Genomic DNA, 25,768 nt, shown 5'->3' with positions numbered 1-25,768 from the left:
GCAGTCGGTATGTGTACAGATGCGAGGAGTCAGTGCCTCGCCGATCTCTCAACGGAGCCGTCGCCATGGGGCACTACAAGCCGAATCTCCGGGACATCGAGTTCAACCTCTTCGAGGTGCTCGGCCGCGACAAGGTCTACGGCACCGGCCCGTTCGCGGAGATGGACACGGACACCGCCAAGAGCGTTCTGGAGGAGCTGACCCGCCTCTCGGAGAACGAGCTGGCCGAGTCCTTCGCCGACGCGGACCGCAATCCGCCGGTCTTCGACCCGGAGACCAACACCGCGCCGGTCCCGGCGTCCTTCAAGAAGAGCTACCAGGCCTTCATGGACTCCGAGTACTGGCGCCTGGGCCTGCCCGAGGAGATCGGCGGCACCACCTCGCCGCGCTCCCTGATCTGGGCCTACGCGGAACTGATCCTCGGTGCCAACCCGGCCGTGTGGATGTACTCCTCCGGCCCGGCCTTCGCGGGCATCCTCTTCGAGGAGGGCAACGAGGTCCAGAAGCACATCGCCTCGATCGCCGTCGAGAAGCAGTGGGGCTCCACCATGGTCCTCACCGAGCCGGACGCCGGCTCGGACGTGGGCGCCGGCCGCACCAAGGCCGTGCAGCAGGAGGACGGCTCCTGGCACATCGAGGGCGTCAAGCGCTTCATCACGTCCGGCGAGCACGACATGTCGGAGAACATCCTCCACTACGTCCTCGCCCGCCCCGAGGGCGCCGGCCCCGGCACCAAGGGCCTGTCCCTCTTCCTCGTCCCGAAGTACGAGTTCGACTTCGAGACCGGCGAGCTGGGCGAGCGCAACGGCGTCTACGCCACCAACGTCGAGCACAAGATGGGCCTGAAGGCCTCCAACACCTGCGAGATGACCTTCGGCGACCGCCACCCCGCCAAGGGCTGGCTGATCGGCGACAAGCACGACGGCATCCGCCAGATGTTCCGCATCATCGAGTTCGCCCGCATGATGGTCGGCACGAAGGCGATCTCCACCCTCTCCACGGGCTACCTCAACGCCCTGGAGTACGCCAAGGAGCGCGTGCAGGGCCCCGACCTGGCCAACTTCATGGACAAGACGGCCCCCAAGGTCACCATCACGCACCACCCGGACGTCCGCCGCTCCCTCATGACGCAGAAGGCGTACGCCGAGGGCATGCGCGCCCTGGTCATGTACACCGCCTCCGTCCAGGACGAGATCCAGGTCAAGGAGGCGAACGGCGAGGACGCCGCCACCGAGCACGCCCTCAACGACCTGCTCCTGCCGATCGTCAAGGGCTACGGCTCCGAGAAGGCCTACGAGCAGCTCGCCCAGTCGCTCCAGACCTTCGGCGGCTCCGGGTTCCTCCAGGAGTACCCGATCGAGCAGTACATCCGCGACGCCAAGATCGACACCCTGTACGAGGGCACCACGGCGATCCAGGGCCAGGACTACTTCTTCCGGAAGATCGTCCGCAACCAGGGCGCCGCGCTGAACTCGCTCGCCGAGGACATCAAGAAGTTCCTGGCCCTCGCCACCGGCGGCGAGGAGCTGGCCGGCGCCCGCGAGCACCTGGCCAAGGCCGCCGTCGAGCTGGAGGCCATCGTCGGCGTCATGCTCACCGACCTCGCCGCCACCGAGCAGGACGTCAAGAACATCTACAAGGTGGGCCTCAACACCACCCGCCTGCTGCTCGCCTCCGGTGACGTGATCGTCGGCTACCTGCTCCTCAAGGGTGCCGCCATCGCCGCCGAGAAGCTGCCGACGGCGAGCGCGAAGGACAAGGCGTTCTACACCGGCAAGATCGCGGCGGCGAAGTTCTTCGCGGCCAACGTCCTGCCCGGCCTCACCCTGGCCCGCAAGGTCGCCCAGGGTGTCGAGCTGGACCTGATGGAGCTGGACGAGGCGGCCTTCTAGGGGTCCCGGAGGTCTCTCCACCAATCCCACACACCCTCACGAGGGCCCGCTCCCGCCATCCGGGGAGCGGGCCCTCGTACGTCGTTAAGGTGAACCCCATGAGCGCACCGTCCCGCTTCCACCGCGGCCACACCGACGACCTGATGACCTTCCTGGCGGCGAGTCCCACGCCGTACCACGCCGTGGCGAACGCCGCCGAGCGGCTGGAGAAGGCCGGCTTCAGGCAGGTCGCGGAGACGGAGGCCTGGGACGGGACGGCCGGCGGGAGGTACGTGCTGCGCGGCGGCGCGATCGTGGCCTGGTACGTCCCCGAGGGCGCCGAGCCGCACACCCCGTTCCGCATCGTCGGCGCGCACACCGACTCCCCCAACCTGCGGGTGAAGCCGCGCCCCGACACCGGCACGCACGGCTGGCGCCAGGTCGCCGTGGAGATCTACGGCGGCCCGCTGATGAACTCCTGGCTGGACCGGGACCTGGGCCTGGCCGGCCGGCTGACCCTGCGCGACGGCTCCACGCGCCTGGTGAACGTGGACCGCCCCCTGCTGCGCGTCCCGCAACTCGCCATCCACATGGACCGCAACGTGTCCGCGGAGGGCCTCAAGCTCGACAAGCAGCGCCACCTCCAGCCCGTCTGGGGCCTCGGCGACACCGTCCGCGACGGCGACCTGATCGCCTTCCTGGAGGAGGAGGCGGGACTGGACCGCGGCGAGGTCACCGGCTGGGACCTGATGACCCACTCCGTGGAGCCGCCGGCGTACCTGGGGCGCGACAGGGAGCTGGTGGCCGGCCCCCGCATGGACAACCTCCTCTCCGTGCACGCCGGAGTGGCCGCCCTGGCCTCGGTCGCGTCCGGCGGCACCGGCCTGCCGTACATCCCCGTCCTCGCCGCCTTCGACCACGAGGAGACCGGCTCCCAGTCGGACACCGGCGCGGACGGCCCGCTGCTCGGCAGCGTGCTGGAGCGCTCGGTGTTCGCGCGCGGCGGCTCGTACGAGGACCGGGCCCGCGCCTTCGCCGGCACGGTCTGCCTCTCCTCCGACACGGGCCACGCCGTCCACCCCAACTACGCGGAGCGGCACGACCCGACGCACCACCCGCGCGTCAACGGCGGCCCCATCCTGAAGGTCAACGTCAACAACCGCTACGCCACCGACGGTTCGGGCCGCGCGGTGTTCGCCGCGGCCTGCGAGAAGGCGGACGTCCCCTTCCAGACCTTCGTCTCCAACAACGCCATGCCGTGCGGCACGACCATCGGCCCGATCACCGCGGCCCGGCACGGCATCAGCACCGTCGACATCGGCGCCGCCATCCTCTCGATGCACAGCGCCCGGGAGTTGTGCGGCGCCGACGACCCGTACCTGCTGGCGAACGCGCTGGTGGCCTTCCTCCGCCCGTAGTCCCGCCGCCCGGTCGTGCCGCGGAACGACACGCCGCTGCATGGGGGTTGACACCCGGGGTACCCGAACGGAACCGGATCGACCGGAAAGCCGGAACCGACCGGATCTACAGGGAGGCAATACTCATGGGCCTCGGCGGGTGCATCATCCTCATCGCCGTGGGAGCCATCCTCACGTTCGCGACCGACTGGGACATGCAGGGCGTCAACCTCGACCTCGTCGGAGTGATCTTCATGATCGTCGGCCTGATCGGTGTCGCGACGTTCAGCAGCATCGCCCGACGCCGCCGCGTCATGATGCCGCCCACGACCCCGGTCGTCGAGGAAAGGCCCCACACGCGGGACGGCTACAACAACGGCTACGGCGCCTGACACCCGACGCGTCGGGCGTCACATCAGCAACGTGTCCTCGCCGGCCGGCGGCCGGCGGGACGAGGCGGACGGGACGAGCGGACGGGTGGACGGGTCCGACGGGCGGGCGGGCTGCCGGCCCGGCGGGGGCCCTCCCCGCCCTCGGCACTCAGCCTGTCGGCCTACCGGCGGCGTCCCGCGACGCCCCGCGGGGAAGCGATCACGTCATGAGATTCCTCGTGTACGACCGGCTCCTCGGCTTCGGTGACGACTACTGGATCGAGGACGACAGCGGCAACAAGGTGTACCTCGTCGACGGCAAGGCGATGCGTCTGCGGGACACCTGGGAGCTGAAGGACACCCAGGGACGGGTGCTCGTCGACATCCACCAGAAGATGTTCGCCCTGCGCGACACGATGGTGATCGAACGGGGCGACGAGCCGCTGGCGCGGATCAAGCGCAAGCGGCTGTCCCTGCTGCGCAACCACTACCGCGTCTCCCTGGCCGACGGCACCGAGCTGGACGTCAGCGGCAAGATCCTCGACCGGGAGTTCGCCATCGAGTACGACGGCGAACTGCTCGCGGTCGTCTCCCGGCGGTGGCTGACCCTGCGCGACACCTACGGCGTGGACGTCGTACGGGACGACGCGGACCCGGCCCTGCTGATCGCGCTGACCGTGTGCGTCATCCACCTCGCGGAGAAGGAACGCGAGAAGGACGGGGCGGACCGGACGGACGCGGCGGACGGCTGACGGGCGGGCCCGGCCGCGGCTCAGGTCCTGCGGCGGACGGCCCGGCCGAGCAGGAGGGGCAGGGCCAGGTGGTGCACCGGCGCGGCCAGGGACCACAGCGCCCGCCCGGCCCGGCGCTCGTAGCGCACATAGGTGGCCCAGACCAGACGCGCGCCGTCGGCCGTCACGACGTTGCGGACGGTCAGTGAGGGGGCCCGGGCCTCCACGGCCAGCCTGGCCGGCCCGGACTCCACCGTGCGCCATCCCGCCACGTGCCGCGCCGAGTGCCGCGGCCCCAGCCGCAGACCGAGCACGCCGGCCCAGCCCGCGCGGATCAGCTCGCGCAGCGGCGCCGGGACGTCCTCGTAGCTGGCGCGCACCCATTCCTCGGGCGTCAGGCGGGGCAGTCCGGCGGTCGGCAGCGCGAAGGCGGACGCGCGATGGGCGCCGTCCGGGTCCACCCGGACACGACGGATGCCGGGAGTACCGGTGGGTGCCATGCGCGGGATTCTAGGCGGCGCGAGGGGCCGTTCGTCACGGTCCGCGCCGGGTCCGTCACCGGCGCGGGGCCGGCAGTCCCAGCATCCGGTCCTTCAGGGCCGGGAACTGCTCCCGGGTCCGCGCCACCCGCGCCGGGTCGAACTCCACCGTGAGGACCTCCTCGTCCCCTCCGGCCTGCGCCAGCACCTCGCCCCAGGGATCGACCACGATCGAGTGACCGGCCTGCGGAACCCCGGCGTGCGTCCCGGCCGTTCCGCAGGCGAGGACGAACGCCTGGTTCTCCACCGCCCGCGCCTGTGCCAGGAGCGTCCAGTGCGACCGGCGGCGCTCCGGCCAGCCCGCCGGGACGACCAGCGTCTCGGCACCGGCGTCGACGAGACCGCGGAACAGCTCGGGGAAACGGAGGTCGTAGCAGGTCGCCACACCGAGGGTCGTCTCGGGCAGACGGACCGTCACCAGCTCCTCCCCCGCGCCCATCAGCACGGCCTCGCCCTTGTCGAAGCCGAACCGGTGGATCTTGCGGTAGGCGGCGGCCAGGTCACCGGAGGGGGAGAGGACGAGAGAGGTGTTGTAGAGGTGTCCGTCAGGGGCGCGCTCGGGGACGGAGCCCGCGTGCAGCCACACGCCCGCGTCGCTCGCCGCCTTCGCCATCGCCTCGTACGTCGGCCCCTCGAGCGGCTCGGCCTCGGCGTCGAACGCCTCGAAGGCGAAGGCACCCGTGGTCCACAGCTCCGGCAGCACGACGAGATCCGCGGCGCCCGCCTGCTCCCGTACCAGCGACGCCGTTCGCCGACGGCGCGCTTCCACCGATTCGTCCTCGTTCACGGCGATTTGGATCAAAGAGGCGCGCACACTACCACCGTCCTGGCATTCGGGCCGTCCACTCGGGCCTACGATCGTCACACGAAAGCACTGCCGGGGTGCCGCACAGCAGCGTAACTTGGGGATCCCTCCCGGCTCGAGCGAAGCCGAGAGTCGGGGGAGTCCCAAGACGCCGACCGCAGCCACCTCCCACTGGCACCGCCGCCGCAAACCGCCCGTGTACCGACCGCCGAGGGGTCCCGTTCCGTGAGTCTGCATCCCACCCTCCAGCCCTACGCCGACGCCTGGACTCACTCCATCGAGGCGATATCCGAGCTGGTCCAGCCCCTCGTGGAGGCAGAGTGGAACCGCCGCACCCCCTGCCCGGGGTGGTCGGTGCGCGACATCGTCTCCCATGTCCTCGGCCTGGACTCGGAGATGCTGGGGGACCCGCGGCCCATCCACACGCTCCCGCGTGACCTCTTCCACGTCACCAACGAGCACCAGCGCTACATGGAGATGCAGGTCGACGTCCGCCGCCACCACACGGCGCCGGAGATGACGTCCGAGCTGGAGTACATGGTCATCCGGCGCAACCGCCAGCTGCGGAACGAGTCGCGGGACCCCGGCACGAAGGTGCGCGGACCGCTCGGCACCGAGCTGACCCTGGAGGAGGCGATGCGCCGGCACGCCTTCGACGTGTGGGCGCACGAGCAGGACCTGCGCACGGCCCTCGGCCGTCCGGGCAACCTCGACTCCCCCGGTGCGCACGTCGCCCGTGACGTGCTGCTCGCCGAGCTGCCGGCCGTCGTCGCCGAGCGCGCGGACGCGCCCCGCAGCTCCGCCGTCGTCTTCGACGTGCACGGCCCGGTCGAGTTCCTGCGCACCATCCGCGTCGACATCCAGGGCCGCGGCACCCTGGAGACGGCCCCCGCCCTCGGTCCCGCCGCCACCCTCACCCTCGACTGGGAGACCTACGTCCGCCTGGCCTGCGGGCGCGTGACCCCGGAGGCGGCGGCGGACCGCATCAAGGCGGAGGGCGACCCGGACCTGACGGCGGCGATCCTGCGGAACTTCGTGGTGACGCCCTAGCCGCGGGCAGTCGTGCCTCCCCCGGGCCTGAGCGGCCCCTCGAAGCCGAGCGTGGGGGAGACGCCGGGAGCGGGGGAGGCGGCACCCCGTCAGCGCCGGGCCGCGCCTCCCACCCCCGCCTACACCGGCACGTGCACCGTCTCCACCCGGCTGGCGACCAGGCGCTCCCGCTCCCTGCGCGCCGCCCGCCCGCGCAGCCGCATGATCTGCGTGACACCGAGCGCCTGGAGCACGAACACCGAGGAGAACGCGACCCGGTAGTCGTCCCCGGTGGCGTCCAGCAGCACGCCGATCGCGAACAGCGTGGTCATCGACGCCACGAAGCCGCCCATGTTCGTGATCCCGGACGCCGTCCCCTGCCGCTCCGGCGGGTTCGCCGGCCGCGCGAAGTCGAAGCCGATCATCGACGCCGGGCCGCACGCGCCGAGGACCGTGCACAGCACGACGAGCAACCACATCGGCGCCCGGTCGGCCGGGTAGGCGAGCGTCACCGCCCACAGGAGGGCCGTCGCGCCCACCGTGCCGAGCGCCAGCGGCAGCCGTGCCGCGTGGTGCCGGGCGATGATCTGCCCGTAGACCAGGCCGACCGCCATGTTGGACAGCACGACGAGGGTGAGCAGCCCGCCCGCCGTGCCCCGGGACAGCCCCTGCGCCTCGACGAGGAACGGCATCCCCCACAGCAGCAGGAACACCATCGCCGGGAACTGGGTGGTGAAGTGCACCCACAGGCCGAGCCGCGTGCCCGGCTCCCGCCAGGAGGTGGCGATCTGCCGCCGTACGTACGCGGCACCCTGGTGCGGCAGCGGTTCCGGCTCGTGCCCCTCCGGGTGGTCCTTGAGGAACAGCAGCAGGAGGACGAACACGACCACGCCCGCCAGCGCGCTGCCCGCGAACGCCGCCGTCCACCCGATGCCGTGCAGCAGCCGGGCGAGGACGAGGGTGGAGACCAGGTTGCCGGCCATGCCGACCAGCCCGGCGAGCTGGGCGACCATCGGGCCCCGCCTGGCCGGGAACCAGCGGGTGCCCAGCCGCAGCACGCTGATGAACGTCATCGCGTCCCCGCAGCCGAGCAGCGCCCGGGAGGCGAGCGCCATGCCGTAGGACGGTGAGAAGGCGAAGCCGAGCTGGCCGACCGTGAACAGCACCACGCCGATGCCCAGCACCTTCTTGGTGCCCAGCCGGTCGACCAGCAGGCCGACGGGTATCTGCATACCGGCGTAGACCAGCAGCTGGAGGATGGAGAAGGTGGACAGCGCCGAGGCGTTGACGTGGAAGCGGTCGGCGGCGTCGAGTCCGGCCACGCCCAGGGACGTGCGGAAGATGACGGCGACGAAGTAGACGGAGACGCCGACGCCCCACACGGCGAGCGCGCGCCGGCCGCCCGGCGGGTCGCCCGGCAGACCGGCCGAGCCGCTCATCGGACCTCACCCCGGGCCAGGTGCGAGAACCAGCCCACGTGCCGGTGGACCACGCCGACGGCCGCCTCCGCGTCCCCGGAGCGCAGTGCGTCGAGGATCTCCTCGTGCTCGGAGAGGGTCTTGGCGATCCGGTCGGGATGGGAGTGCATGACCGCGACGCCCATGCGCAGCTGGCGGTCCCGGAGCTGGTCGTAGAGGCGGTTGAGGATCTCGTTGCCGCCGCTGCGGACGATCTCCGCGTGGAAGCAGCGGTCCGAGACCGAGGCCGCGGCGTAGTCACCGGCGGCGGCCTGCTCCCGCTGCCGGGCCAGCAGTCCCTCCAGCCGTTCGACGAGGCCGGGCGGTGCGGGTACCGCCTTCCTCGCCGCGTGCTCCTCGACCAGCAGCCGGGTCTCCACCACGTCCGCGATCTCCTGCGCGGAGACCGGCAGGACCATGGCGCCCTTCTTCGGGTAGAGCCGGATCAGCCCCTCGACCTCCAGCCGGAGCAGCGCCTCGCGCACCGGCGTGCGGGAGACGCCCACCGCGTCGGCGAGCTCTCCCTCGGTGAGCAGGGTCCCGCCCTCGTAGCGGCGCTCCAGGACGCCCTGCTTGACGTGGGTGTAGACGCGGTCCGCCGCGGGGGGTTGCTTCACTGCCGTGGTCATGCCGACAGGATAGATACAACAGGGACACAAGAGGGGGAGGGTCCACGATGCGGACGTCCCGCCACCCGTGCGGGGGGACCGGACCGCCTCCCCCTGCCGCCGCACAACCATTCGTGCTATTCACGAGTCGCACAGACGCGACCGAAGCAGGATCGACCACAACTCGGGCGCACCTCAGGGGATTTCAGACAATCGGGGTAATCGACTTGATAAACGACATGAAGCGCGCCCGCCTCCGCAGAGCCACCGCCGTCGCCGTGACCGGCGGAGCCGTGCTCGCGGCCGGAGTCCTGTCCGTCGCGCCCGCACAGGCGGCCCCCACGCACCCCGGGGACTACCGGGCGGTCGGCAAGGGTCTGGTCGCGCGGCACCTCACGGCCAACGCCAAGGCCGCTCCCGCCGTGCCCTCGATCGTGGCCAAGGGCGGTTACGTGATGAACAACGCGAACGGGGCGTCGCTCTACACCAAGGCCGCGGACACCAAGCGCTCCACCGGCTCCACGACCAAGATCATGACCGCCAAGGTCGTGCTGTCGCAGCCCAAGCTGAACCTGGACGCCAAGGTCACGGTCCAGATGGCGTACAGCGACTACATCGTCTCGAAGAACGCCTCCTCGGCCCGCCTGATCGTCGGCGACAAGGTGACCGTCCGCCAGCTGCTGTACGGGCTGATGCTGCCGTCCGGCTGCGACGCCGCGTACGCGCTGGCCGACAAGTTCGGCTCGGGTTCGACGCGGGCGGCGCGCGTGAAGTCGTTCATCGGCAAGATGAACTCCACCGCCAAGAGCCTCGGCCTGAAGAACACCCACTTCGACTCGTTCGACGGCATCGGCAACGGCAAGAACTACTCCACGCCGCGCGACCTGACGAAGCTCGCGAGCAGCGCGATGAAGAGCTCCACCTTCCGCACGATCGTGAAGACGAAGAAGTACACGGCGAAGACGGTCACCAAGAAGGGCGGCACCCGCACGATGGCGCCCTGGACCAACACCAACACGCTGCTGGGCAGTTACAGCGGCGCGATCGGTGTGAAGACCGGCTCCGGCCCGGAGGCCAAGTACTGCCTGGTCTTCGCCGCGACCCGGAAGGGCAAGACCGTCATCGGCACGGTGCTGACCTCCTCGTCGTCGACGCAGCGCGCCACGGACGCGACGAAGCTCATGAACTACGGCTTCGCCAAGCTGGGCTGACACCCCGCCACCCCGCCCGACCGGAACGGGCCCGTCGCCACGGCGACGGGCCCGTTTCCGCTTCTCCGGGCCGGCCCACGCGAGTCCCGGCCACCGGCTTCCCTGTACCGATGAAAGGAATGGTGATAGTTTCATTAGCACCATGCTGCTGAGTCTGGACAAGAACGACACCCGCCCCCTGCACGAACAGGTCGCCGGCGCCGTCCGGCGTGCCATCGCCGAAGGGGAGTGCGGTCCCGGCGACCGCCTTCCCTCGGCCCGCGACCTGTCCGAGGCCCTCGACGTCAACGTCAACACCGTGCTGCGCGGGCTGCGCGGACTGCGCGACGAAGGCCTCCTGGAGTTCCGGCGGGGCCGGGGGGTGACCGTGGCCGAGGGAGCCCACCAGCACTCCGGCCTGCAGATCCGCGTCCGCGAACTGGTCGCCGAGGCGGCGCGGCTGGGCTACAGCAGGACCGATCTCATCGACCTGATCAGGGGGATGCCGTGAAGAACAAGACGGTGGCGGTGCGGGCCACGGCCGCGGTGTGGACGGCCGGTGTCACGGCCGTACTCGCCGGACTGCCGCTCGTGGCGGGGGGACGGCTGCCCGACCGGCTGGCGACCCACTGGGACCTGGACGGCGGGCCCCCGGACGGCTCGATGCCCCTGTGGGCGGCCTCCCTCGTGCCCGCGCTGATCTGGCTGGTGACCGCGGCGGCGACCGCCGTCCCGCTGCTGCGGGCCGGACCGGCGGCGGGGGCCCGGTGGACCATGGTGGTCCTGCTGCCCACCGGCGTCGTCCTGGGCGGTGCGCAGGCCGCCGTCGTCCGGGCGAACCTGGACCGCGCGGACTGGCACGAGGCCCGGCAGCCGACCGCCTGGATCGTGGCGGTCCTCGTCCTGGCCGTGCTCGCGGCAGTGGGCGGACGGCTGCTCGCCACCCGCCGGTCCGGCGGGGACGGCGAGGCGACGCCCGGCGCGGACGACGACGCCGCGTCCGGCGCTGACGGTCTCGCGCCGATCCTGCCGAAGGGCCGGCGAATGGCGTGGTTCTCCCGGACCGCCAACCCCTGGCTCCACCTGGTGGCTGCCGTGACCGGCCTGGTGGCCGTGGCCGCGCTCGTCGCCCTGGCCGGCGGCCTGGCCGCCCCGGGCGCGCTGTGGGCGCTGTTCGCCGGGTTCGCCGCGGCCTCCCTCTCCTGCGCCCTCTTCTCCTCGGTGCAGGCACGGGTCTCGGAGCGGGGCCTGGAGGTGTCCTTCGGGCCGCTCGGCTGGCCCAGGCGCCGCTGGTCGCCCGGCGACATCGACGCGGCGCGCGCCGAGGTCCGCCGGCCCGCCCAGGTCGGCGGCTGGGGCTACCGCCTCAGCGGCCTCGGCACCACGGTGATGCTGCGCGCCGGGGAGTGCCTCGTCGTACGGCCCCGGGGCCGCCGTACCGACTTCGCGGTGAGCGTCGACGACGCCGAGCGGGGAGCGGCCCTGCTGAACGCGCTGGCCGGGCAGCGGTCCCGTCCCTGAGCGCCCCCGCGGTCGGCCGCCGGGATCGTCGGGGGCGAACGGAAGCTCCGGGATCGCTGGGATCTCCGGGACCAGGGGCAGCCGTCATCGGCCCCCGTTTCGACGAGGGCCGGTGACGACCGGAGGGTGAACGGGCGGGTGAACGGAAAAGGACGGAGCCGCGCGGCCCCTCGGGGTCGCGCGGCTCCGTCCTTCGGGTCTACGCCCAGGTGATCAGGCGCTTGGGCTGTTCCAGGACCGCCGCCACGTCGGCGAGGACCTTGGAGCCCAGCTCGCCGTCGACCAGGCGGTGGTCGAAGCTCAGCGCCAGGGTGGTCACCTGACGCGGCTTCACCTTGCCCTTGTGCACCCACGGCTGGAGCTTGATCGCACCGACCGCGAGGATCGCGGACTCGCCGGGGTTGAGGATCGGCGTGCCGGTGTCGACGCCGAAGACGCCGACGTTGGTGATGGTCACCGTGCCGCCCTGCATGGCGGCCGGGGAGGTCTTGCCCTCCCTGGCCGTCGACACCAGCTCGCCCAGGGCGCCCGCCAGTTGCGGCAGCGTCTTGGCGTGGGCGTCCTTGATGTTCGGCACGATCAGGCCGCGCGGGGTCGCGGCGGCGATGCCCAGGTTCACGTAGTGCTTGACCACGATCTCCTGCGCCGCCTCGTCCCAGGACGCGTTGACGTCCGGGTTGCGCTTGATCGCGACCAGCAGGGCCTTGGCGATCAGCAGGAGCGGGTTGACCCGCAGGCCCGCGAACTCCTTGTCCTGCTTCAGCTCCTCGACCAGCTTCATCGTGCGCGTCACGTCGACCGTCACGAACTCGGTCACGTGGGGCGCCGTGAACGCCGAGCCGACCATCGCCGCCGCCGTCGCCTTGCGGACGCCCTTGACCGGGACGCGGGTCTCGCGCGCCGTGTCGTACGACACCGCCGCCGGGGACGGGGCGGGAGCCGCGGGGGCGGTGGCGGCGGGCGCCTCCGGTGCCGCCTCGGATCCGGCGGTCTGGGCCGGCGCCACCGCCGCGTGCACGTCCTCGCGGGTGATGACGCCGTCCGGGCCGGTCGGGGTGACCGTGGCCAGGTCGACGCCGAGGTCCTTGGCGAGCTTGCGCACCGGGGGCTTGGCGAGCGGACGGTCCCGGGTGACCGGCGCGGCCGGCCCGTGGCCGTTCATCTCCGTCTGGATCGCGGCGGACGCCGCCGAGGCCGCCGGAGCCTGAGCGCTCTTGCGGGGGCGGCGGCGGGTCGCGGAGGTGGACACCCCGTAGCCGACCAGGACGGGCTGGCGGCCCTCCGGCTTCTTCTCCTCGGCCGCGGCCGGGGCCGGTGCGGCCGAGGTGTCCTCGACGGGCGCCTGCGCCGGCTCCCCGGCGTCCGCCGCGTCACCGACGGCCACCGCGATGATCGAGGTGCCCACGTCGACCGTGGTGCCCTCCGGGAAGTGCAGCGCGCGGACCACGCCGTCGTAGGGGATGGGCAGCTCGACGGCGGCCTTGGCCGTCTCGACCTCGCACACCACCTGGCCGTCGGTGACCGTGTCACCGGGCTGGACGTACCACTTGAGGATCTCGGCCTCGGTGAGTCCCTCGCCCACGTCGGGCATCTTGAACTCGCGTACGGACCCTGCAGTCATCGTCGTCACGACCCTCTCCTCAGTACGCCAGCGAGCGGTCGACGGCATCCAGCACCCGGTCCAGGTCGGGCAGGTAGTCCTCCTCGATGCGCGCCGGCGGGTACGGGGCGTGGTAGCCACCGACCCTCAGCACCGGGGCCTCCAGGTGGTAGAAGCAGCGCTCCGTGATCCGGGCGGCGATCTCCGCGCCCGAACCCAGGAACACCGGCGCCTCGTGGACGACGACCAGGCGGCGGGTCTTCTCCACCGACGCCTGGACGGTGTCGAAGTCGACCGGCGAGATGGACCGCAGGTCCAGCACCTCCAGCGAGCGCCCCTCCTCGGCCGCCGCGTCCGCGGCCTCCTGGCAGAGCTTCACCATCGGGCCGTACGCGGCCAGCGTGAGGTCGGTGCCCTCGCGCACCACGCGCGCGGCGTGCAGCGGGCCGGGGATGGCCTCGGGGTCGACCTCGGCCTTGTCCCAGTAGCGCCGCTTGGGCTCGAAGTAGATCACCGGGTCGTCGCTCTGGATGGCCTGCTGCATCATCCAGTAGGCGTCCGCCGAATTCGACGGGGAGACCACCTTGAGGCCCGCCACGTGCGCGAACAGCGCCTCGGGGGACTCGGAGTGGTGCTCGACCGCGCCGATGCCGCCCCCGTAGGGGATGCGGATGACGACCGGCATCTTGACCTTGCCCAGCGAGCGGGCGTGCATCTTCGCCAGCTGGGTGACGATCTGGTCGTAGGCCGGGAAGACGAAGCCGTCGAACTGGATCTCCACCACCGGGCGGTACCCGCGCAGGGCCAGGCCGATGGCGGTACCGACGATGCCGGACTCGGCCAGCGGGGTGTCGATGACCCGGTCCTCGCCGAAGTCCTTCTGGAGACCGTCGGTGACCCGGAAGACGCCGCCGAGCTTGCCGACGTCCTCGCCCATGATCAGGACCTTGGGGTCGGACTCCAGCGCGCGGCGCAGCGACTCGTTGATCGCCTTGGCCAGCGCCATCTTTTCCGTAGCCATGTCAGACCCCCTCTGCCTCAGCGAACGACGCCTGGTAGGCGGCGAACTGGGCCCGCTCCTCGTCGACGAGCGCGTGCCCGTCCGCGTACACGTTCTCGAAGATGGCGAACCGGTCCGGGTCCGGCATGGCACGGACCACCTCGCGCACTCGTTTGCCCAACGCCTCGCTCTCCGCCTCCAGTTCCCCGAAGAATCCCTCGTCCGCGTGGTGTGCGGACTCCAGGAAGCGGCGAAGGCGCAGGATCGGGTCCTTCGCCTCCCAGGCGACCCGCTCGTCGTCGTGCCGGTAGCGGGAGGGGTCGTCCGAGGTGGTGTGGGCGCCCATGCGGTACGTGTACGCCTCGATCAGCGCCGGTCCCTCACCGCGCCGCGCCCGCTCCAGCGCCCACCGGGTGACCGCGAGGACGGCCAGCGCGTCGTTGCCGTCGACGCGGACGCCGGGGAAGCCGAAGCCCTGGGCGCGCTGGTAGAGCGGCACCCGGGTCTGCTTCTCGTTGGACTCGGAGATCGCCCACTGGTTGTTCTGGCAGAAGAAGACGACCGGGGCGTTGTAGACGGCGGCGAAGTTGAACGCCTCGCTGACGTCGCCCTGGCTGGAGGCGCCGTCGCCGAAGTAGGCGATCACGGCCGAGTCCGCGCCGTCCTTGGTGATGCCCATCGCGTAGCCCGTGGCGTGCAGCGCCTGCGAGCCGATGACGATGGTGTAGAGGTGGAAGTTGTTGCTGTTGGGGTCCCAGCCGCCGTTGTTCACACCGCGGAACATGCCGAGGAGGTTGGTCGGGTCCACGCCGCGGCACCAGGCGACGCCGTGCTCGCGGTAGGTCGGGAAGACGTAGTCGTCCTCGCGGGTGGCACGGCCGGAGCCGATCTGGGCGGCCTCCTGCCCGAGCAGCGAGGCCCACAGGCCCAGCTCGCCCTGACGCTGCAGGGCGGTGGCCTCGGCGTCGAAGCGCCGGGTGAGCACCATGTCGCGGTACAGGCCGCGGAGCTCGTCCGGGGTGATGCCGGCGACGTACTGGGCGTACTCGGCGTAGGCGGCGGTCTCGACCCGCTCGCCCTCGGGCGTCAGCAGCTGCACCAGCTCCGTCGCGGGACCCTTGGTGGCAGCGGTGCGGGTGGTGCGCTTGGCGCCGGCGGTGCCGGCCTTCGCGGCTGCGGCGCCGGCCTTGGTGCCGGTGGTGCCGGTCGCCTTGCTTCCGGCGCTGCGTCGCGGCTTGCGCGCGGCAGTGCTCTCGGTCACGTGTGCTCCTCCGTCGGTCCGGCCCCCGGGTTCGCCGGAAGCCAGTGCGGCTCACCTGCGGCCCGGCGGACGCACGAGGGTGGGTGCGGCCCGGTCGGGAACAGGCGTGACAGGTGCCCCGGCGAGCGCCCTGCGAACTGCACGTTACCCAGTGCTCCACATTTCTGTGAAACCCCTCCTGACCTGCGTTTTTACTCGGATTTCCAAGTAAATCGGCGAAGTGCGGGAGTTTTCCTGGTCACAGCCTCGCAGGGGGCCGGAACAACGGCACGTTATCCCGGCCACCCCGGGCACGGGAAGAGTCGGTGTGTGACACTGACCGCGTGCGCGAAGACGGAAAAATCCGGGTATTCCTCCTCGACGACCACGAGGTCGTACGCCGGGGGGTGCACGACCTTCTCGCGGGCGAGCCCGACATCGAGGTGGTCGGCGAGGCCGGCACGGCGGCCGACGCGCTGGCCCGGATCCCGGCCACCCGTCCGGACGTGGCCGTCCTGGACGTCCGGCTGCCCGACGGCAGCGGCGTGGAGGTGTGCCGCGAGATCCGCTCCCGGGACGAGTCCGTCCGGTGCCTCATGCTGACCTCCTTCGCCGACGACGAGGCCCTCTTCGACGCGATCATGGCGGGTGCCTCCGGTTACGTCCTCAAGGACATCCGGGGCGCCGAGCTGCTGGGCGCCGTGCGGGAGGTGGCCGCGGGCAAGTCCCTGCTCGATCCCGCCGCCACCGCACGCGTGCTGGAGCGGCTGCGCGACGGCGGCGCCAAGGCCGACGACCGGCTCGCCCGCCTCACCGACCAGGAACGGCGCATCCTGGAGCTCATCGGGGAGGGCCTGACCAACCGCGCGATCGGCGAGCGGCTGCACCTGGCCGAGAAGACCATCAAGAACTACGTCTCCAGCCTGCTGGCCAAACTCGGCATGCAGCGGCGCTCCCAGGCCGCCGCCTTCGTGGCCCGGCTCCAGGCGAGAACCGCTGAGACACGCGGACCACCCCCGCGCGGGACCTCCGGGGCGGTCGGAACCTCCGGGACACCTGGAGACCCGGATGGCCGGGGAGACCCGGGAAACCCGGAAGGCCGGGGAGACCCGGGAAACCCGGATGGCCGAGGAGTCCGGGACCTACGTCCCCCCGTGTCGGGGCGGGCGGCCCTGTTCCCGTCCGCCTTCGCTCCCGCACAGTGAGGCCATGCCCTCCGACGCACAGCTCGCCGTCGGCCTGCTCGGCCGCACCGCCTACGGCCGGGCGGCCACCACCCTGCGCGCCCTGCCCTTCCTCGCCTTCGCACGGCACATCGTGGCCGACGGCCGGATCCTGCTGCGCATGCCCAGGAGCTGCGGGTACCACCGGTTGTGCGCGGGGAGCGTCGTCGCGTACGGGGCCGACAACCTGAGCTCCGCCGCGCCCGGCGAGAGCCTGTGGGCCGTGCAGGTCGTGGGCCGGTGCGAGGTCCACGAACCGGACGCCGACGAGAGGGAACGGTTCGGCCGCGAGCCCCGCCGGGTGGACGGCGAGCCCTTCGACCCGGTCTACCTGCGGATCGAGCCGCAGTTCGGCGCGGTGCACGCCGCGGACGGCGCCGCCGCCCCCCTGTGACGTCCCGGAAACGCCACGCGCGCGTGGAGCCCGTTTCCGGGTCGCACGCGCGCGTGGGACGGATTCCGCGTCACTCGCCGGCCGGTTCGCCCCCGCCGCCCGGTTCGCCGGTCGCGCCGCCGTCGGTGCCGCCCGTCGGGTCCCCGGTGGGGTCCGTCGTCGGGTCGCCGGTCGGGTCGGTCGTCGGGTCGTCCGTCGGCGTCGTCGGGTCCGTCGTCGGGTCGCCGGTCGGGTCCCCCGTCGGGTCCTGCGTGGCGCTGTACGACGGCGTGTACGACGGTGTGTACGACGGCGTGTAGTCCCCGTCGCCCGTGCCGCCCCCGCCGTTGCCCTGCTCCGAGCCCGGGTCGGTGGTCTCCTGCGTCTCCTCGTCGCTGGGGGACGCGGAGGCCGACTCGTCGTCCGTGCTCTGCGAGGTGGTCGCCGACGGGCTCTTGTCCGTCTCGCCGCCGCCCTTGCCGCCGTCACCGTTGTTCAGGGCCAGCGCGACGCCCGCGGCGATGGCGATCACCGCGAGGACGGCCAGTATCCACAGCTTGCCGCGGCCGCTGCCCTTGTTGCCGCGGCCCTCGAAGCCGCCGTCGTCGCCCCCGCCGTAGCCGTTCGGCAGGATCGGCTGGGGGATCTGCTGGGTGCCCGAGGCGCCGTGGTCGGGGTGCGGCAGCACCGAGGTGCCCGCGAGACCGGCCGCCGCGGTGTGACGGCCGTCGTGCGCGGTCACCGGGCCGGTGTTCCACGTGCCGGTGTGGCCGCCCTGCTCGTACAGCATCTGCAGCCCGTACTGGACCAGGCCGCGCATCTCCTCGGCGGTCTGGAAGCGGTCGTCGGGGTCCTTGGCCAGGGACCGCATCACCAGGCCGTCCAGCTCCGGCGGAGTGGCGTCGGAGACCTCGGACGGGGGCGTCGGGATGTCCTGGACGTGCTGGTAGACCACCGACAGCGGCGTCTCGCCGGTGAACGGCGGACGCAGCGCGAGGAGTTCGTACAGCAGGCAGCCCGTCGCGTACAGGTCGGAGCGGTGGTCGACGGCCTTGCCGAGGGCCTGCTCCGGGGAGAGGTACTGCGGGGTGCCCATGACCATGCCGGTCTGCGTCATCGTCGTGGACGCGCCGTGCAGGGCGCGGGCGATGCCGAAGTCCATCACCTTCACCGCGCCGTTGTGCGTGATGATCACGTTGGCCGGTTTGATGTCACGGTGGACGATGCCGTGCTGGTGCGAGTAGGCGAGCGCCTCCAGCACCCCGGAGACGATGATCAGGGCCTGCTCGGGGCCGGGCGCCTCGGCGTTCAGGAGGAGGTCGCGGATGGTGCGCCCCTCGACGATCTCCATCACGATGTACGGCACGGACTGGCCGCCGACGAAGTCCTCGCCGGAGTCGTACACGGCCACGATGGCGTGGTGGTTGAGTCCGGCCACCGACTGGGCCTCACGCGTGAAGCGCGCCTTGGAGACCGGGTCCTCGGCGAGGTCGGCGCGCAGCAGCTTGACGGCCACGGTGCGTCCGAGGCGGACGTCCTCGGCGGCGAACACCTCGGCCATGCCGCCCCGCCCGAGCCTGCGGGTCAGCCGGTACCGGCCGTCGCCGACCAGGCCGCCGTTGCCCCAGGTCTCCGGCGCGTCAGACATACCGCCGCCAGTCGCCTCGGGTTCGGACGGGCCCTGGGCGCGCTGCTGCTGTGCCATCAGTCCTCGCCGTCGTTTCTGCCCGCGGTGCGCGCGGTGTTGTTACGGTCTCCGTCGGCCACGCTACAGCCTTCGCGGTGGCCTCCGGTCCGAGATGGGCGCCGGGACCGGCATCGAGACGGACCGGTCATGAAACCCTGGTTCCGTACTGTCGTGCAAATTCTGTGTACCGGCAGTACGCCGGCTGTAACGCTTCCGCGACGCTTCTTTCGCGTACGGTCACGGAACGGGCACCGCGCTTGACGTGTCAGTGCCCTGGGGCAGACTTGGCCGGGAATAGCACTTTCGATCACGAGCGTGCGTGCCGCGGCCAACGGCGCCGACGCCTATGGGGGACGCAGACAATGAGCCAGGACGCCGGACAGGGCCGGTACGCGGGGCGGGCGCTCGCCGGCGGCCGCTACCAGCTGCGCGACTTGCTCGGCGAGGGCGGCATGGCCTCGGTGCACCTGGCGTACGACTCGGTCCTGGACCGGCAGGTCGCGATCAAGACACTGCACACCGAGCTGGGCCGGGAGCAGGCCTTCCGCGAGCGCTTCCGCCGCGAGGCCCAGGCAGTGGCCAAGCTCACGCACACCAACATCGTCTCGGTCTTCGACACCGGCGAGGACGATCTGGGCGGCCTGACGACGCCGTACATCGTCATGGAGTACGTCGAGGGCCGCCCGCTCGGCTCGGTGCTCGACGAGGACGTCCGGCAGCAGGGCGCGATGCCCGCCGACAAGGCGCTGAAGATCACCGCCGACGTGCTGGCGGCCCTGGAGATCAGCCACGAGATGGGCCTGGTCCACCGCGACATCAAGCCGGGCAACGTGATGATGACCAAGCGCGGCGTGGTCAAGGTGATGGACTTCGGCATCGCCCGCGCCATGCAGTCCGGCGTGACCTCGATGACGCAGACCGGCATGGTCGTCGGCACCCCGCAGTACCTCTCGCCGGAACAGGCCCTCGGCCGCGGCGTGGACGCCCGCTCCGACCTGTACTCGGTCGGCATCATGCTGTTCCAGCTGGTCACCGGGCGCCTGCCGTTCGACGCGGACTCGCCGCTGGCCATCGCCTACGCGCACGTGCAGGAGGAGCCGGTGGCTCCTTCGTCGGTCAACCGCGCCCTGCCGCCGGCCGTGGACGCGCTGGTGTCCCGCGCGCTGAAGAAGAACCCCAACGAACGGTTCCCCAGCGCCGTGGCCATGCGGGACGAGTGCCTGCGCGTCGCGGCCTCCTTCCACGCGGCCCCGCCGAGCATCGTGCCGGGCGCGCCCGCGTCGAGCGGCGCGGGTGTCGGCTCCGCGGTGTTCCCGCCGGTCGACCAGAGCGGACCGGTTCCCACCGGCCCCGTCCAGACGCCGTACCAGCCGACGCCGGCCCCGGGCCCGTACGGCACCCCGGCGCCCGCCGCGCCCTCCCCCGCGTACGGCTACCCCCAGCAGAGCGGCTACCAGACGCCGGCCGCCTCGCCGTACGCGCCGCAGCAGCACCAGGGCGCGTCCACGCCGCCGCCGTACAACCTCACGCCCTCCACACCGGCGTCCGGCTCCCCGGGCGGCGGCAAGAGCAACAAGATGGTGGTCATCGGCTCGATCGCGGTCGCCGTCCTGGTGGTCGGCGGCGTGATCGGCGCGCTGGCGATGAACGGCGGCGGCGGGGACGACCCCAAGGGCGGTGACGCCACCGCCAGCGCCTCCGTGTCGGACACGCAGGCGGCGGGCTACCGCGGGCCGGACAAGACGAAGACGATCGAGAAGGACGAGTGCACCGAGCCCGAGGAGTCGTACAACGACCCCGAGAAGATCCAGGTGCCCGACTTCACCTTCAAGTACATCGGCTCGGTCAAGGAGTGCTTCCAGGCCGCCGGCTGGACGATGGAGGTCGTCGAGGTCGACGAGAACACCTACGGTGAGGGCTCGATCCGGGACCAGTTCCCGGCGCCCGGCACGGACGTAGACCCGGACGACATGCCGAAGATCCAGCTCAAGGTCTCGACGGGCAACCCGCCGTCGGCCTGATCCCACCCGGCGTGACGAGGGGCCCGGCGGCAGTCGCCGCCGGGCCCCTCGTCTTGCCGGTCAGTGCGTGTCCTGGGTGTCCCTACAGGTAGGGACCGCCGGAGCGGCCGCCCGGGTGCGGCGGCTCCTCGCCGTCCTGGCCGACGCCCGGCGGCAGCGCGCGGCGCATCTGCTCGAGCTGGGCGCGCGCGGCCATCTGCTGGGCGAACAGCGTGGTCTGGATGCCGTGGAACAGGCCCTCCAGCCAGCCGACCAGCTGCGCCTGGGCGATCCGCAGTTCGGCGTCGGTCGGGGTCGTGTCCTCCGTGAAGGGCAGGGAGAGCCGCTCCAGCTCCTCGACCAGCTCCGGCGCCAGACCGTCCTCCAGCTCCTTCACCGAGCTGGCGTGGATCTCCTTGAGCCGGGCCCGGCTCGCCTCGTCCAGGGGTGCGACGCGTACCTCTTCCAGCAGCTGCTTGATCATGCTGCCGATCCGCATGACCTTGGCAGGCTGTTCCACCTGCTCGGTCACCGGGATCTCGCGGGAGTCGTCGTCCCCGCCACCGCTGCTGAGCGCCATACCGTCCTGGCCGACGACCAGGATCTGGGGGTTCTCCGGCGACCTGTCGTTCCTCGGCATCTCCATGGCGCCATTGTCTCGCACGCGTCCGCCCCGGCCGGGCGGTGCCCCCCGGGCAGGAGCGGCCCGACACGATCGGCGGCACCCGATATGCCGGTATGACGGCGGGGTGTGAGGCTTGTTCCGTCGATTTCTGCGACTGGTTCTCACCGGGAGGGGGTCACGGACGTGACTCCATGGCGACGCACCCTGCGAGCGACGGGACTGGTGGGGGCTGTGGGAGTGAGCGTGCTGCTGTCCGCCTGCGGGACGGAGGCGGCGTACGGGGCGGGGAGCCCGGCGGGGCGGACCACCGGGGTGGCGAGCGGCGCGGTAGCCGTGGGGGTGGCGAGCGGCGCGGGGGCCGCGGGGGTGGCGGGGGTGGCGAGCACCGCGGCGACGGGCAGGACCACCGAGGCGGCGAACACCACGCCACCGGGCAGGACCACCAAGGGGGCGAACACCACGCCACCGGACAGAACCACCGAGGCGGCGAACACCGCGGCAGGGGTGAGGGCCACCGCCGTGGAGAGGTCCACCGTGACGGACAGGACCACTCTGGCGGACAGGGCCGCGGTAGCGGACAGGACCGCCCGCGCCGAGAGGACCGCCGTGGTCCCCTCTCCCTCCGTGTCCGCTCCCGCTTCCGGGACGGAGTCCGACGGGGACGGTTCCGGCGGGCAGGGGGCTCACGAGCATCCCAAGAACCATGACGGCAACGGGCGGCCCGGGGACCACGACGGACAGGACGGGCACGACGGGCCTGACGGGCATGACGGCTCCGGGGACGAGGACGGCCGTGACGTCCCGGGGGCGGGTCCCGGGTCTCCCTCCGCGGCGGACCCCGGCCCGTCCGGACGGCCGCCCTCCGGCCCGGCGGGCAGTGAGGCGCGCGGCTCCGGGTCGCCCTCCCCCTCCTCCTCGGCGTCCGGCGCCCCGACGGCCGGCCCGGACCCCTCCCGCGCGGGGAGCCGGCCGGGCGAGGGCCGCCGGCGCCCCGGGCGGCCCGCGGAGCGGGAGCCCGAGGAGGGCCGAGCGGACGAGGTGTCCGGTCACGATGTGGACGGTGACGACCAGGACGCCGCCGAGGACCCGGCCGGCACCCTGCCGCCCGGGGAGGCCGTCGCGGTGCCGTCCGCCTCCCCGTCCGGGGACCGGACCCGCACCGAGCAGGCCACCGAGCCCGTACTGCGGGTCCTTCCGCTGGGCAGCGGCCTGGTCCTCATCGGCCTCGGCCTGGCCCTGGGTCTCGTCGGGCTGCGTCTGCGACGCGGTTAGACGACACCCGCTGCCGGCGTCGGGCACCCGGCGCCGGGCGACCGGGTCCCGTACCCCCCGGCCGGCCGGCCCGCCCCGCCGGGACGGGCCACACGCCGGCCGACGAGGACCGCACGCAGCCCTACGACGAGGTGACCAGCAGCACCTTCCCGATGTGCCCGCTCTCCTCCACGATCCGGTGGGCGGCGGCGGCCTCGCTCATCGGGAGTTCGCGGTCGACGACCGGGCTGACGTGCCCCCCGTCCAGCAGCGGCCAGACGTGCTCGCGCACGGCCGCCACGATCGCCGTCTTCTCCTCCAGCGGCCGCGCCCGCAGCGAGGTCGCGCTGACGGCGGCGCGCTTGGCGAGGAGGGTGCCGATGTTCAGCTCGCCCTTCCGGCCGCCCTGCATGCCGATGATCGCGAGCCGGCCGTTGACGGCGAGGGCCTGGACGTTGCGGTCCAGGTACTTGGCGCCCATGTTGTCGAGGATGACGTCGGCACCGGCGCCGCCCGTGGCCTCCTTCACCTCGGCGACGAAGTCCTGCTCCCGGTAGTTGATCAGGATGTCGGCGCCCAGTTCGGCGCAGCGCTCCAGTTTCTCCGCGGTGCCCGCCGTCACGGCGACCTTGGCGCCGACGGCCTTGGCGAGCTGGATGGCCATGGTGCCGATCCCGCTGGAGCCGCCGTGCACGAGCAGCGTCTCGCCGGGGCGCAGGTGGGCGACCATGAAGACGTTCGACCAGACGGTGCAGACCACCTCGGGCAGGGCCGCCGCCCGCTTGAGGTCGATGCCCTTCGGAACCGGCAGGAGCTGGCCGGCCGGCACGGCGACCTTCTCGGCGTAACCGCCGCCCGCGAGCAGCGCGCACACCTCGTCGCCGACGGACCAGCCGGACACGCCGGACCCCACGGCCGCCACCCGCCCGGAGCACTCCAGGCCGGGGTGGGGGGAGGCGCCGGGCGGGGGATCGTAGAAGCCCTGGCGCTGCATGATGTCGGCGCGGTTGACGGCGCTGGCCGTCACCTCGACCAGGACCTCGCCCTCGCCGGGTACCGGATCTGGGGCCTCGGCCCACACCAGCGCCTCGGGGCCTCCGGGTTCGGAAATCGTGATCGCATGCATGGGGGCGACGCTACTCCTCCGCCCCCGGGCGGACCCGCCCACCTCGGTCCACGGCCGGAGCGCCCTCGGACTTTCGAACCGTCTGTTCGGGAAATCCTGTGCGCGACCGATTAGTTTGCGCGAGGGTAAAGGTCTCCCCATGGACAACCCAAGAGAGCACAGCCAAGGGCTCGTGGCCCAGAGCGCACCGCCACGACCCGGCCGGCCGAGAAGGCGGAAGGACCCCCCAGCATGAGCACGCAGACGTCCGGACTAGCGATCGAGACCGCGGGGCTGGTGAAGACGTTCGGTGAGACCCGCGCCGTGGACGGGGTGGACCTCGCGGTGCCCGCCGGCACCGTCTACGGCGTCCTCGGGCCGAACGGCGCGGGCAAGACCACCACGGTGAAGATGCTCGCCACCCTGCTGCGGCCGGACAGCGGCCAGGCCCACGTCTTCGGCCGCGACGTCGTCCGCGAGGCCGACGAGGTACGCAGCCGGGTGAGCCTCACCGGGCAGTACGCCTCGGTCGACGAGGACCTCACCGGCACCGAGAACCTGACCCTGCTGGGCCGGCTCCTCGGTCACGGCAAGAAGGCGTCGCTGGAGCGGAGCGAGCAGCTGCTGGCGGCATTCGGACTGACGGACGCCGCGGCGAAGCAGGTCAAGCACTACTCCGGTGGCATGCGGCGGCGGATCGACATCGCCGCGTCCATCCTCAACACCCCGGACCTGCTCTTCCTCGACGAGCCGACGACCGGCCTCGACCCGCGCAGCCGCAACCAGGTGTGGGACATCGTGCGCGCGGTCGTCGCCCAGGGCACGACCGTGCTGCTGACCACGCAGTACCTCGACGAGGCCGACCAGCTGGCGTCGAGGATCGCCGTCATCGACAAGGGCCGGGTGATCGCCGAGGGCACCAAGGGCGAGCTGAAGGCGTCCGTCGGCGCCGGCTCCGTCCACCTGCGGCTGCGGAACGCGGAACAGCGGCCCGAGGCCGAGCGGCTGCTGCGCGACCTGCTGACCGCCGAAATCCAGCTGGAACCGGATCCGGTGGCGCTGACCGCCCGCCTGGCGACGGCGGCGAGCGACGCGGCCGCCGACCTGGCCGCCAAGGCGCTCGGCGAGCTGGTCCGGCAGGGCATCACCGTGGACAACTTCTCCCTGGGACAGCCCAGCCTCGACGAGGTCTTCCTGGCGCTGACCGGGCGCGACACCGGCCAGAACACCGGCAACGGCACCGACGACAGCACCGGCACCGGCCCTGACACGAAGGACGAGGTGGCGGCATGAGCACGGCCACGAGCACCGAGACCAAGGAACTCTCCACGGTCAGCACCGAGTCGCTGGCGGCCCTGCTGGTCGCCAAGGAGCGGCCGCCACGGCCCAGCGCGCTCTCCACGTCCGTGACGTTCGGGTGGCGCGCGATGCTCAAGATCAAGCACGTGCCGGAGCAGCTCTTCGACGTCACCGCGTTCCCGATCATGAACCTGCTGATGTTCACGTACCTCTTCGGCGGTGCGCTGGCGGGTTCGCCCAGCGAGTACATCCAGTTCGTGCTGCCGGGCATCCTCGTGATGTCGGTCGTGATGATCACGATGTACACGGGGGTCTCGGTCAACATCGACATCGAGAAGGGCGTCTTCGACCGCTTCCGTTCGCTGCCCATCTGGCGGCCCTCGGCGATGGTCGGCTACCTGCTCGGTGACATGCTGCGCTACACCATCGCGTCCGTCGTCATGCTCGCCATGGGCCTGCTGCTCGGCTACCGGCCGGACGGCGGATTCGTGGGGGTGGTCGCCGGGATCGCGCTGCTGCTGGTGTTCTCGTTCGCCTTCTCGTGGATCTGGACGATGTTCGGGCTCATGATGCGCTCCGAGAAGTCGGTGATGAGCGTCAGCATGATGGTGATCTTCCCGCTCACCTTCCTGTCCAACGTCTTCGTCGACCCGAAGACCATGCCGGGCTGGCTCCAGGCGTTCGTCAACAACAGCCCGATCACCCACCTGGCATCCGCGGTGCGGGGCCTGATGGCCGGTGACTGGCCCGGTGCCGAGATCGCCTGGACGCTGGGCTGGGCGGGTGTGCTCCTGCTGGTCTTCGGCCCCGTCACGATGCGGCTCTACAACCGCAAGTAGACCCTCG

Annotated in this window: 24 protein-coding genes and 1 pseudogene; 14 read left to right on the top strand and 11 right to left on the bottom strand. The window is 72.0% G+C overall.

The window, feature by feature from the left end; all coding sequences use genetic code 11:
- The first annotated feature begins 65 nt into the window (after nucleotides 1-65).
- From SAM23877_RS18295 to SAM23877_RS18280, 4 genes are all read left to right on the top strand, one after another.
- Nucleotides 66-1,892 carry an acyl-CoA dehydrogenase gene (locus tag SAM23877_RS18295; RefSeq protein ID WP_053134168.1) on the top strand — a complete coding sequence of 609 codons (1,827 nt, stop codon included), beginning with the start codon at nucleotides 66-68 and terminating at the stop codon, nucleotides 1,890-1,892.
- Nucleotides 1,893-1,990: 98 nt separating this feature from the next.
- Nucleotides 1,991-3,289 (top strand): M18 family aminopeptidase, encoded by a 1,299-nt coding sequence (locus tag SAM23877_RS18290; protein WP_053134165.1) that lies wholly within the window; start codon nucleotides 1,991-1,993, stop codon nucleotides 3,287-3,289.
- A 125-nt stretch (nucleotides 3,290-3,414) separates the two neighbouring features.
- On the top strand, nucleotides 3,415-3,660 hold the full coding sequence (locus tag SAM23877_RS18285; RefSeq protein WP_053134162.1) for a DUF6458 family protein: 246 nt from the start codon (nucleotides 3,415-3,417) through the stop codon (nucleotides 3,658-3,660).
- Between the two features lie 206 nt (nucleotides 3,661-3,866).
- On the top strand, nucleotides 3,867-4,391 hold the full coding sequence (locus tag SAM23877_RS18280) for an LURP-one-related/scramblase family protein (protein WP_053134159.1): 525 nt from the start codon (nucleotides 3,867-3,869) through the stop codon (nucleotides 4,389-4,391).
- A 20-nt stretch (nucleotides 4,392-4,411) separates the two neighbouring features.
- Here the strand turns inward: SAM23877_RS18280 and SAM23877_RS18275 are convergent, their stop codons facing one another.
- Together SAM23877_RS18275 and SAM23877_RS18270 are read right to left on the bottom strand one after the other, a co-directional pair.
- The gene (locus SAM23877_RS18275; protein ID WP_053134157.1) at nucleotides 4,412-4,870 is read right to left on the bottom strand and encodes a DUF2867 domain-containing protein; all 459 of its coding nucleotides are present in this window, start codon (nucleotides 4,868-4,870) and stop codon (nucleotides 4,412-4,414) included.
- A 55-nt stretch (nucleotides 4,871-4,925) separates the two neighbouring features.
- Complete coding sequence (locus SAM23877_RS18270) at nucleotides 4,926-5,723, bottom strand: carbon-nitrogen family hydrolase (protein ID WP_053134154.1); 798 nt, start codon at nucleotides 5,721-5,723, stop codon at nucleotides 4,926-4,928.
- Between the two features lie 216 nt (nucleotides 5,724-5,939).
- On the opposite strand from SAM23877_RS18270, the gene SAM23877_RS18265 reads away from it, so the two are divergent.
- Nucleotides 5,940-6,764 carry a maleylpyruvate isomerase family mycothiol-dependent enzyme gene (locus SAM23877_RS18265; RefSeq protein WP_053134151.1) on the top strand — a complete coding sequence of 275 codons (825 nt, stop codon included), beginning with the start codon at nucleotides 5,940-5,942 and terminating at the stop codon, nucleotides 6,762-6,764.
- A gap of 119 nt (nucleotides 6,765-6,883) precedes the next feature.
- Here the strand turns inward: SAM23877_RS18265 and SAM23877_RS18260 are convergent, their stop codons facing one another.
- Nucleotides 6,884-8,182 carry an MFS transporter gene (locus SAM23877_RS18260; protein ID WP_053134149.1) on the bottom strand — a complete coding sequence of 433 codons (1,299 nt, stop codon included), beginning with the start codon at nucleotides 8,180-8,182 and terminating at the stop codon, nucleotides 6,884-6,886.
- Entirely contained in the window at nucleotides 8,179-8,829 is a 651-nt protein-coding gene (locus tag SAM23877_RS18255; protein ID WP_053134147.1) for a GntR family transcriptional regulator, read from the bottom strand. The genes SAM23877_RS18260 and SAM23877_RS18255 overlap by 4 nt, the downstream gene beginning before the upstream one ends.
- 218 nt (nucleotides 8,830-9,047) lie before the next feature.
- Between SAM23877_RS18255 and SAM23877_RS18250 the strand changes: the two genes are divergently transcribed.
- The 3 genes from SAM23877_RS18250 (at nucleotide 9,048) to SAM23877_RS18240 (ending at nucleotide 11,519) form a co-directional block, all read left to right on the top strand.
- Entirely contained in the window at nucleotides 9,048-10,019 is a 972-nt protein-coding gene (locus SAM23877_RS18250; RefSeq protein WP_079030281.1) for a D-alanyl-D-alanine carboxypeptidase family protein, read from the top strand.
- Between the two features lie 142 nt (nucleotides 10,020-10,161).
- Nucleotides 10,162-10,509 (top strand): GntR family transcriptional regulator, encoded by a 348-nt coding sequence (locus tag SAM23877_RS18245; protein ID WP_053134139.1) that lies wholly within the window; start codon nucleotides 10,162-10,164, stop codon nucleotides 10,507-10,509.
- Nucleotides 10,506-11,519: a DUF1648 domain-containing protein gene (locus SAM23877_RS18240; protein WP_053134136.1), complete on the top strand. Its 1,014-nt coding sequence runs from the start codon at nucleotides 10,506-10,508 to the stop codon at nucleotides 11,517-11,519. Before SAM23877_RS18245 ends, SAM23877_RS18240 begins: the two co-directional genes overlap by 4 nt.
- A gap of 199 nt (nucleotides 11,520-11,718) precedes the next feature.
- Here SAM23877_RS18240 and SAM23877_RS18235 read toward each other — a convergent pair whose 3' ends face one another.
- The 3 genes from SAM23877_RS18235 to pdhA are packed head-to-tail and all read right to left on the bottom strand — an operon-like array spanning nucleotide 11,719 to nucleotide 15,380.
- Entirely contained in the window at nucleotides 11,719-13,140 is a 1,422-nt protein-coding gene (locus SAM23877_RS18235; RefSeq protein ID WP_053142597.1) for a dihydrolipoamide acetyltransferase family protein, read from the bottom strand.
- Between the two features lie 19 nt (nucleotides 13,141-13,159).
- Nucleotides 13,160-14,125 carry an alpha-ketoacid dehydrogenase subunit beta gene (locus SAM23877_RS18230; protein WP_053134133.1) on the bottom strand — a complete coding sequence of 322 codons (966 nt, stop codon included), beginning with the start codon at nucleotides 14,123-14,125 and terminating at the stop codon, nucleotides 13,160-13,162.
- Between the two features lie 16 nt (nucleotides 14,126-14,141).
- A complete protein-coding gene (pdhA, locus tag SAM23877_RS18225; RefSeq protein WP_053134130.1) occupies nucleotides 14,142-15,380 on the bottom strand; it encodes a pyruvate dehydrogenase (acetyl-transferring) E1 component subunit alpha in 1,239 nt (412 codons plus the stop codon).
- 323 nt (nucleotides 15,381-15,703) lie between these two features.
- On the opposite strand from pdhA, the pseudogene SAM23877_RS18220 reads away from it, so the two are divergent.
- Together SAM23877_RS18220 and SAM23877_RS18215 are read left to right on the top strand one after the other, a co-directional pair.
- Nucleotides 15,704-16,348: pseudogene (locus SAM23877_RS18220) on the top strand (response regulator); the annotation flags it as partial.
- Nucleotides 16,349-16,568: 220 nt separating this feature from the next.
- Nucleotides 16,569-16,976, top strand: a complete 408-nt coding sequence (locus SAM23877_RS18215; RefSeq protein WP_053134127.1) for a pyridoxamine 5'-phosphate oxidase family protein — start codon at nucleotides 16,569-16,571, stop codon at nucleotides 16,974-16,976.
- Nucleotides 16,977-17,046: 70 nt separating this feature from the next.
- Here the strand turns inward: SAM23877_RS18215 and SAM23877_RS18210 are convergent, their stop codons facing one another.
- Nucleotides 17,047-18,660, bottom strand: a complete 1,614-nt coding sequence (locus SAM23877_RS18210) for a protein kinase domain-containing protein (RefSeq protein WP_053134125.1) — start codon at nucleotides 18,658-18,660, stop codon at nucleotides 17,047-17,049.
- A 344-nt stretch (nucleotides 18,661-19,004) separates the two neighbouring features.
- Here SAM23877_RS18210 and SAM23877_RS18205 point away from each other — a divergent pair, with 344 nt between their 5' ends.
- The gene (locus tag SAM23877_RS18205; RefSeq protein ID WP_053134122.1) at nucleotides 19,005-20,663 is read left to right on the top strand and encodes a Stk1 family PASTA domain-containing Ser/Thr kinase; all 1,659 of its coding nucleotides are present in this window, start codon (nucleotides 19,005-19,007) and stop codon (nucleotides 20,661-20,663) included.
- Between the two features lie 82 nt (nucleotides 20,664-20,745).
- Here SAM23877_RS18205 and SAM23877_RS18200 read toward each other — a convergent pair whose 3' ends face one another.
- Nucleotides 20,746-21,288: a bacterial proteasome activator family protein gene (locus SAM23877_RS18200; protein ID WP_053134118.1), complete on the bottom strand. Its 543-nt coding sequence runs from the start codon at nucleotides 21,286-21,288 to the stop codon at nucleotides 20,746-20,748.
- A gap of 140 nt (nucleotides 21,289-21,428) precedes the next feature.
- Nucleotides 21,429-21,818 carry a hypothetical protein gene (locus tag SAM23877_RS18195; protein WP_053134115.1) on the bottom strand — a complete coding sequence of 130 codons (390 nt, stop codon included), beginning with the start codon at nucleotides 21,816-21,818 and terminating at the stop codon, nucleotides 21,429-21,431.
- Nucleotides 21,819-21,891: 73 nt separating this feature from the next.
- Between SAM23877_RS18195 and SAM23877_RS18190 the strand changes: the two genes are divergently transcribed.
- Complete coding sequence (locus SAM23877_RS18190; protein WP_159041986.1) at nucleotides 21,892-22,539, top strand: hypothetical protein; 648 nt, start codon at nucleotides 21,892-21,894, stop codon at nucleotides 22,537-22,539.
- Between the two features lie 121 nt (nucleotides 22,540-22,660).
- Here SAM23877_RS18190 and SAM23877_RS18185 read toward each other — a convergent pair whose 3' ends face one another.
- The gene (locus SAM23877_RS18185) at nucleotides 22,661-23,644 is read right to left on the bottom strand and encodes an NAD(P)H-quinone oxidoreductase (protein WP_053134109.1); all 984 of its coding nucleotides are present in this window, start codon (nucleotides 23,642-23,644) and stop codon (nucleotides 22,661-22,663) included.
- Nucleotides 23,645-23,875: 231 nt separating this feature from the next.
- On the opposite strand from SAM23877_RS18185, the gene SAM23877_RS18180 reads away from it, so the two are divergent.
- Entirely contained in the window at nucleotides 23,876-24,916 is a 1,041-nt protein-coding gene (locus tag SAM23877_RS18180) for an ATP-binding cassette domain-containing protein (protein ID WP_053134106.1), read from the top strand.
- A complete protein-coding gene (locus SAM23877_RS18175) occupies nucleotides 24,913-25,761 on the top strand; it encodes an ABC transporter permease (protein WP_053134103.1) in 849 nt (282 codons plus the stop codon). The genes SAM23877_RS18180 and SAM23877_RS18175 overlap by 4 nt, the downstream gene beginning before the upstream one ends.
- Nucleotides 25,762-25,768: the final 7 nt, after the last annotated feature.

Source organism: Streptomyces ambofaciens ATCC 23877 (assembly GCF_001267885.1).
GTDB lineage: Bacteria > Actinomycetota > Actinomycetes > Streptomycetales > Streptomycetaceae > Streptomyces > Streptomyces ambofaciens.
The sequence above is the reverse complement of the archived record's forward strand: the minus strand, read 5'-3'. Positions and strand labels throughout refer to the sequence as shown.

What these genes read in the sequence shown, in the direction of transcription:
- SAM23877_RS18295 (WP_053134168.1), top strand. Translation starts at nt 66, where the DNA reads ATGGGGCACTACAAGCCGAATCTCCGGGACATCGAGTTCAACCTCTTC.
- SAM23877_RS18290 (WP_053134165.1), top strand. Translation starts at nt 1,991, where the DNA reads ATGAGCGCACCGTCCCGCTTCCACCGCGGCCACACCGACGACCTGATG.
- SAM23877_RS18285 (WP_053134162.1), top strand. Translation starts at nt 3,415, where the DNA reads ATGGGCCTCGGCGGGTGCATCATCCTCATCGCCGTGGGAGCCATCCTC.
- SAM23877_RS18280 (WP_053134159.1), top strand. Translation starts at nt 3,867, where the DNA reads ATGAGATTCCTCGTGTACGACCGGCTCCTCGGCTTCGGTGACGACTAC.
- SAM23877_RS18275 (WP_053134157.1), bottom strand. Translation starts at nt 4,870, where the DNA reads ATGGCACCCACCGGTACTCCCGGCATCCGTCGTGTCCGGGTGGACCCG.
- SAM23877_RS18260 (WP_053134149.1), bottom strand. Translation starts at nt 8,182, where the DNA reads ATGAGCGGCTCGGCCGGTCTGCCGGGCGACCCGCCGGGCGGCCGGCGC.
- SAM23877_RS18255 (WP_053134147.1), bottom strand. Translation starts at nt 8,829, where the DNA reads ATGACCACGGCAGTGAAGCAACCCCCCGCGGCGGACCGCGTCTACACC.
- SAM23877_RS18250 (WP_079030281.1), top strand. Translation starts at nt 9,048, where the DNA reads ATGAAGCGCGCCCGCCTCCGCAGAGCCACCGCCGTCGCCGTGACCGGC.
- SAM23877_RS18245 (WP_053134139.1), top strand. Translation starts at nt 10,162, where the DNA reads ATGCTGCTGAGTCTGGACAAGAACGACACCCGCCCCCTGCACGAACAG.
- SAM23877_RS18235 (WP_053142597.1), bottom strand. Translation starts at nt 13,140, where the DNA reads ATGACTGCAGGGTCCGTACGCGAGTTCAAGATGCCCGACGTGGGCGAG.
- SAM23877_RS18230 (WP_053134133.1), bottom strand. Translation starts at nt 14,125, where the DNA reads ATGGCGCTGGCCAAGGCGATCAACGAGTCGCTGCGCCGCGCGCTGGAG.
- SAM23877_RS18215 (WP_053134127.1), top strand. Translation starts at nt 16,569, where the DNA reads ATGCCCTCCGACGCACAGCTCGCCGTCGGCCTGCTCGGCCGCACCGCC.
- SAM23877_RS18210 (WP_053134125.1), bottom strand. Translation starts at nt 18,660, where the DNA reads ATGGCACAGCAGCAGCGCGCCCAGGGCCCGTCCGAACCCGAGGCGACT.
- SAM23877_RS18205 (WP_053134122.1), top strand. Translation starts at nt 19,005, where the DNA reads ATGAGCCAGGACGCCGGACAGGGCCGGTACGCGGGGCGGGCGCTCGCC.
- SAM23877_RS18200 (WP_053134118.1), bottom strand. Translation starts at nt 21,288, where the DNA reads ATGGAGATGCCGAGGAACGACAGGTCGCCGGAGAACCCCCAGATCCTG.
- SAM23877_RS18185 (WP_053134109.1), bottom strand. Translation starts at nt 23,644, where the DNA reads ATGCATGCGATCACGATTTCCGAACCCGGAGGCCCCGAGGCGCTGGTG.
- SAM23877_RS18180 (WP_053134106.1), top strand. Translation starts at nt 23,876, where the DNA reads ATGAGCACGCAGACGTCCGGACTAGCGATCGAGACCGCGGGGCTGGTG.
- SAM23877_RS18175 (WP_053134103.1), top strand. Translation starts at nt 24,913, where the DNA reads ATGAGCACGGCCACGAGCACCGAGACCAAGGAACTCTCCACGGTCAGC.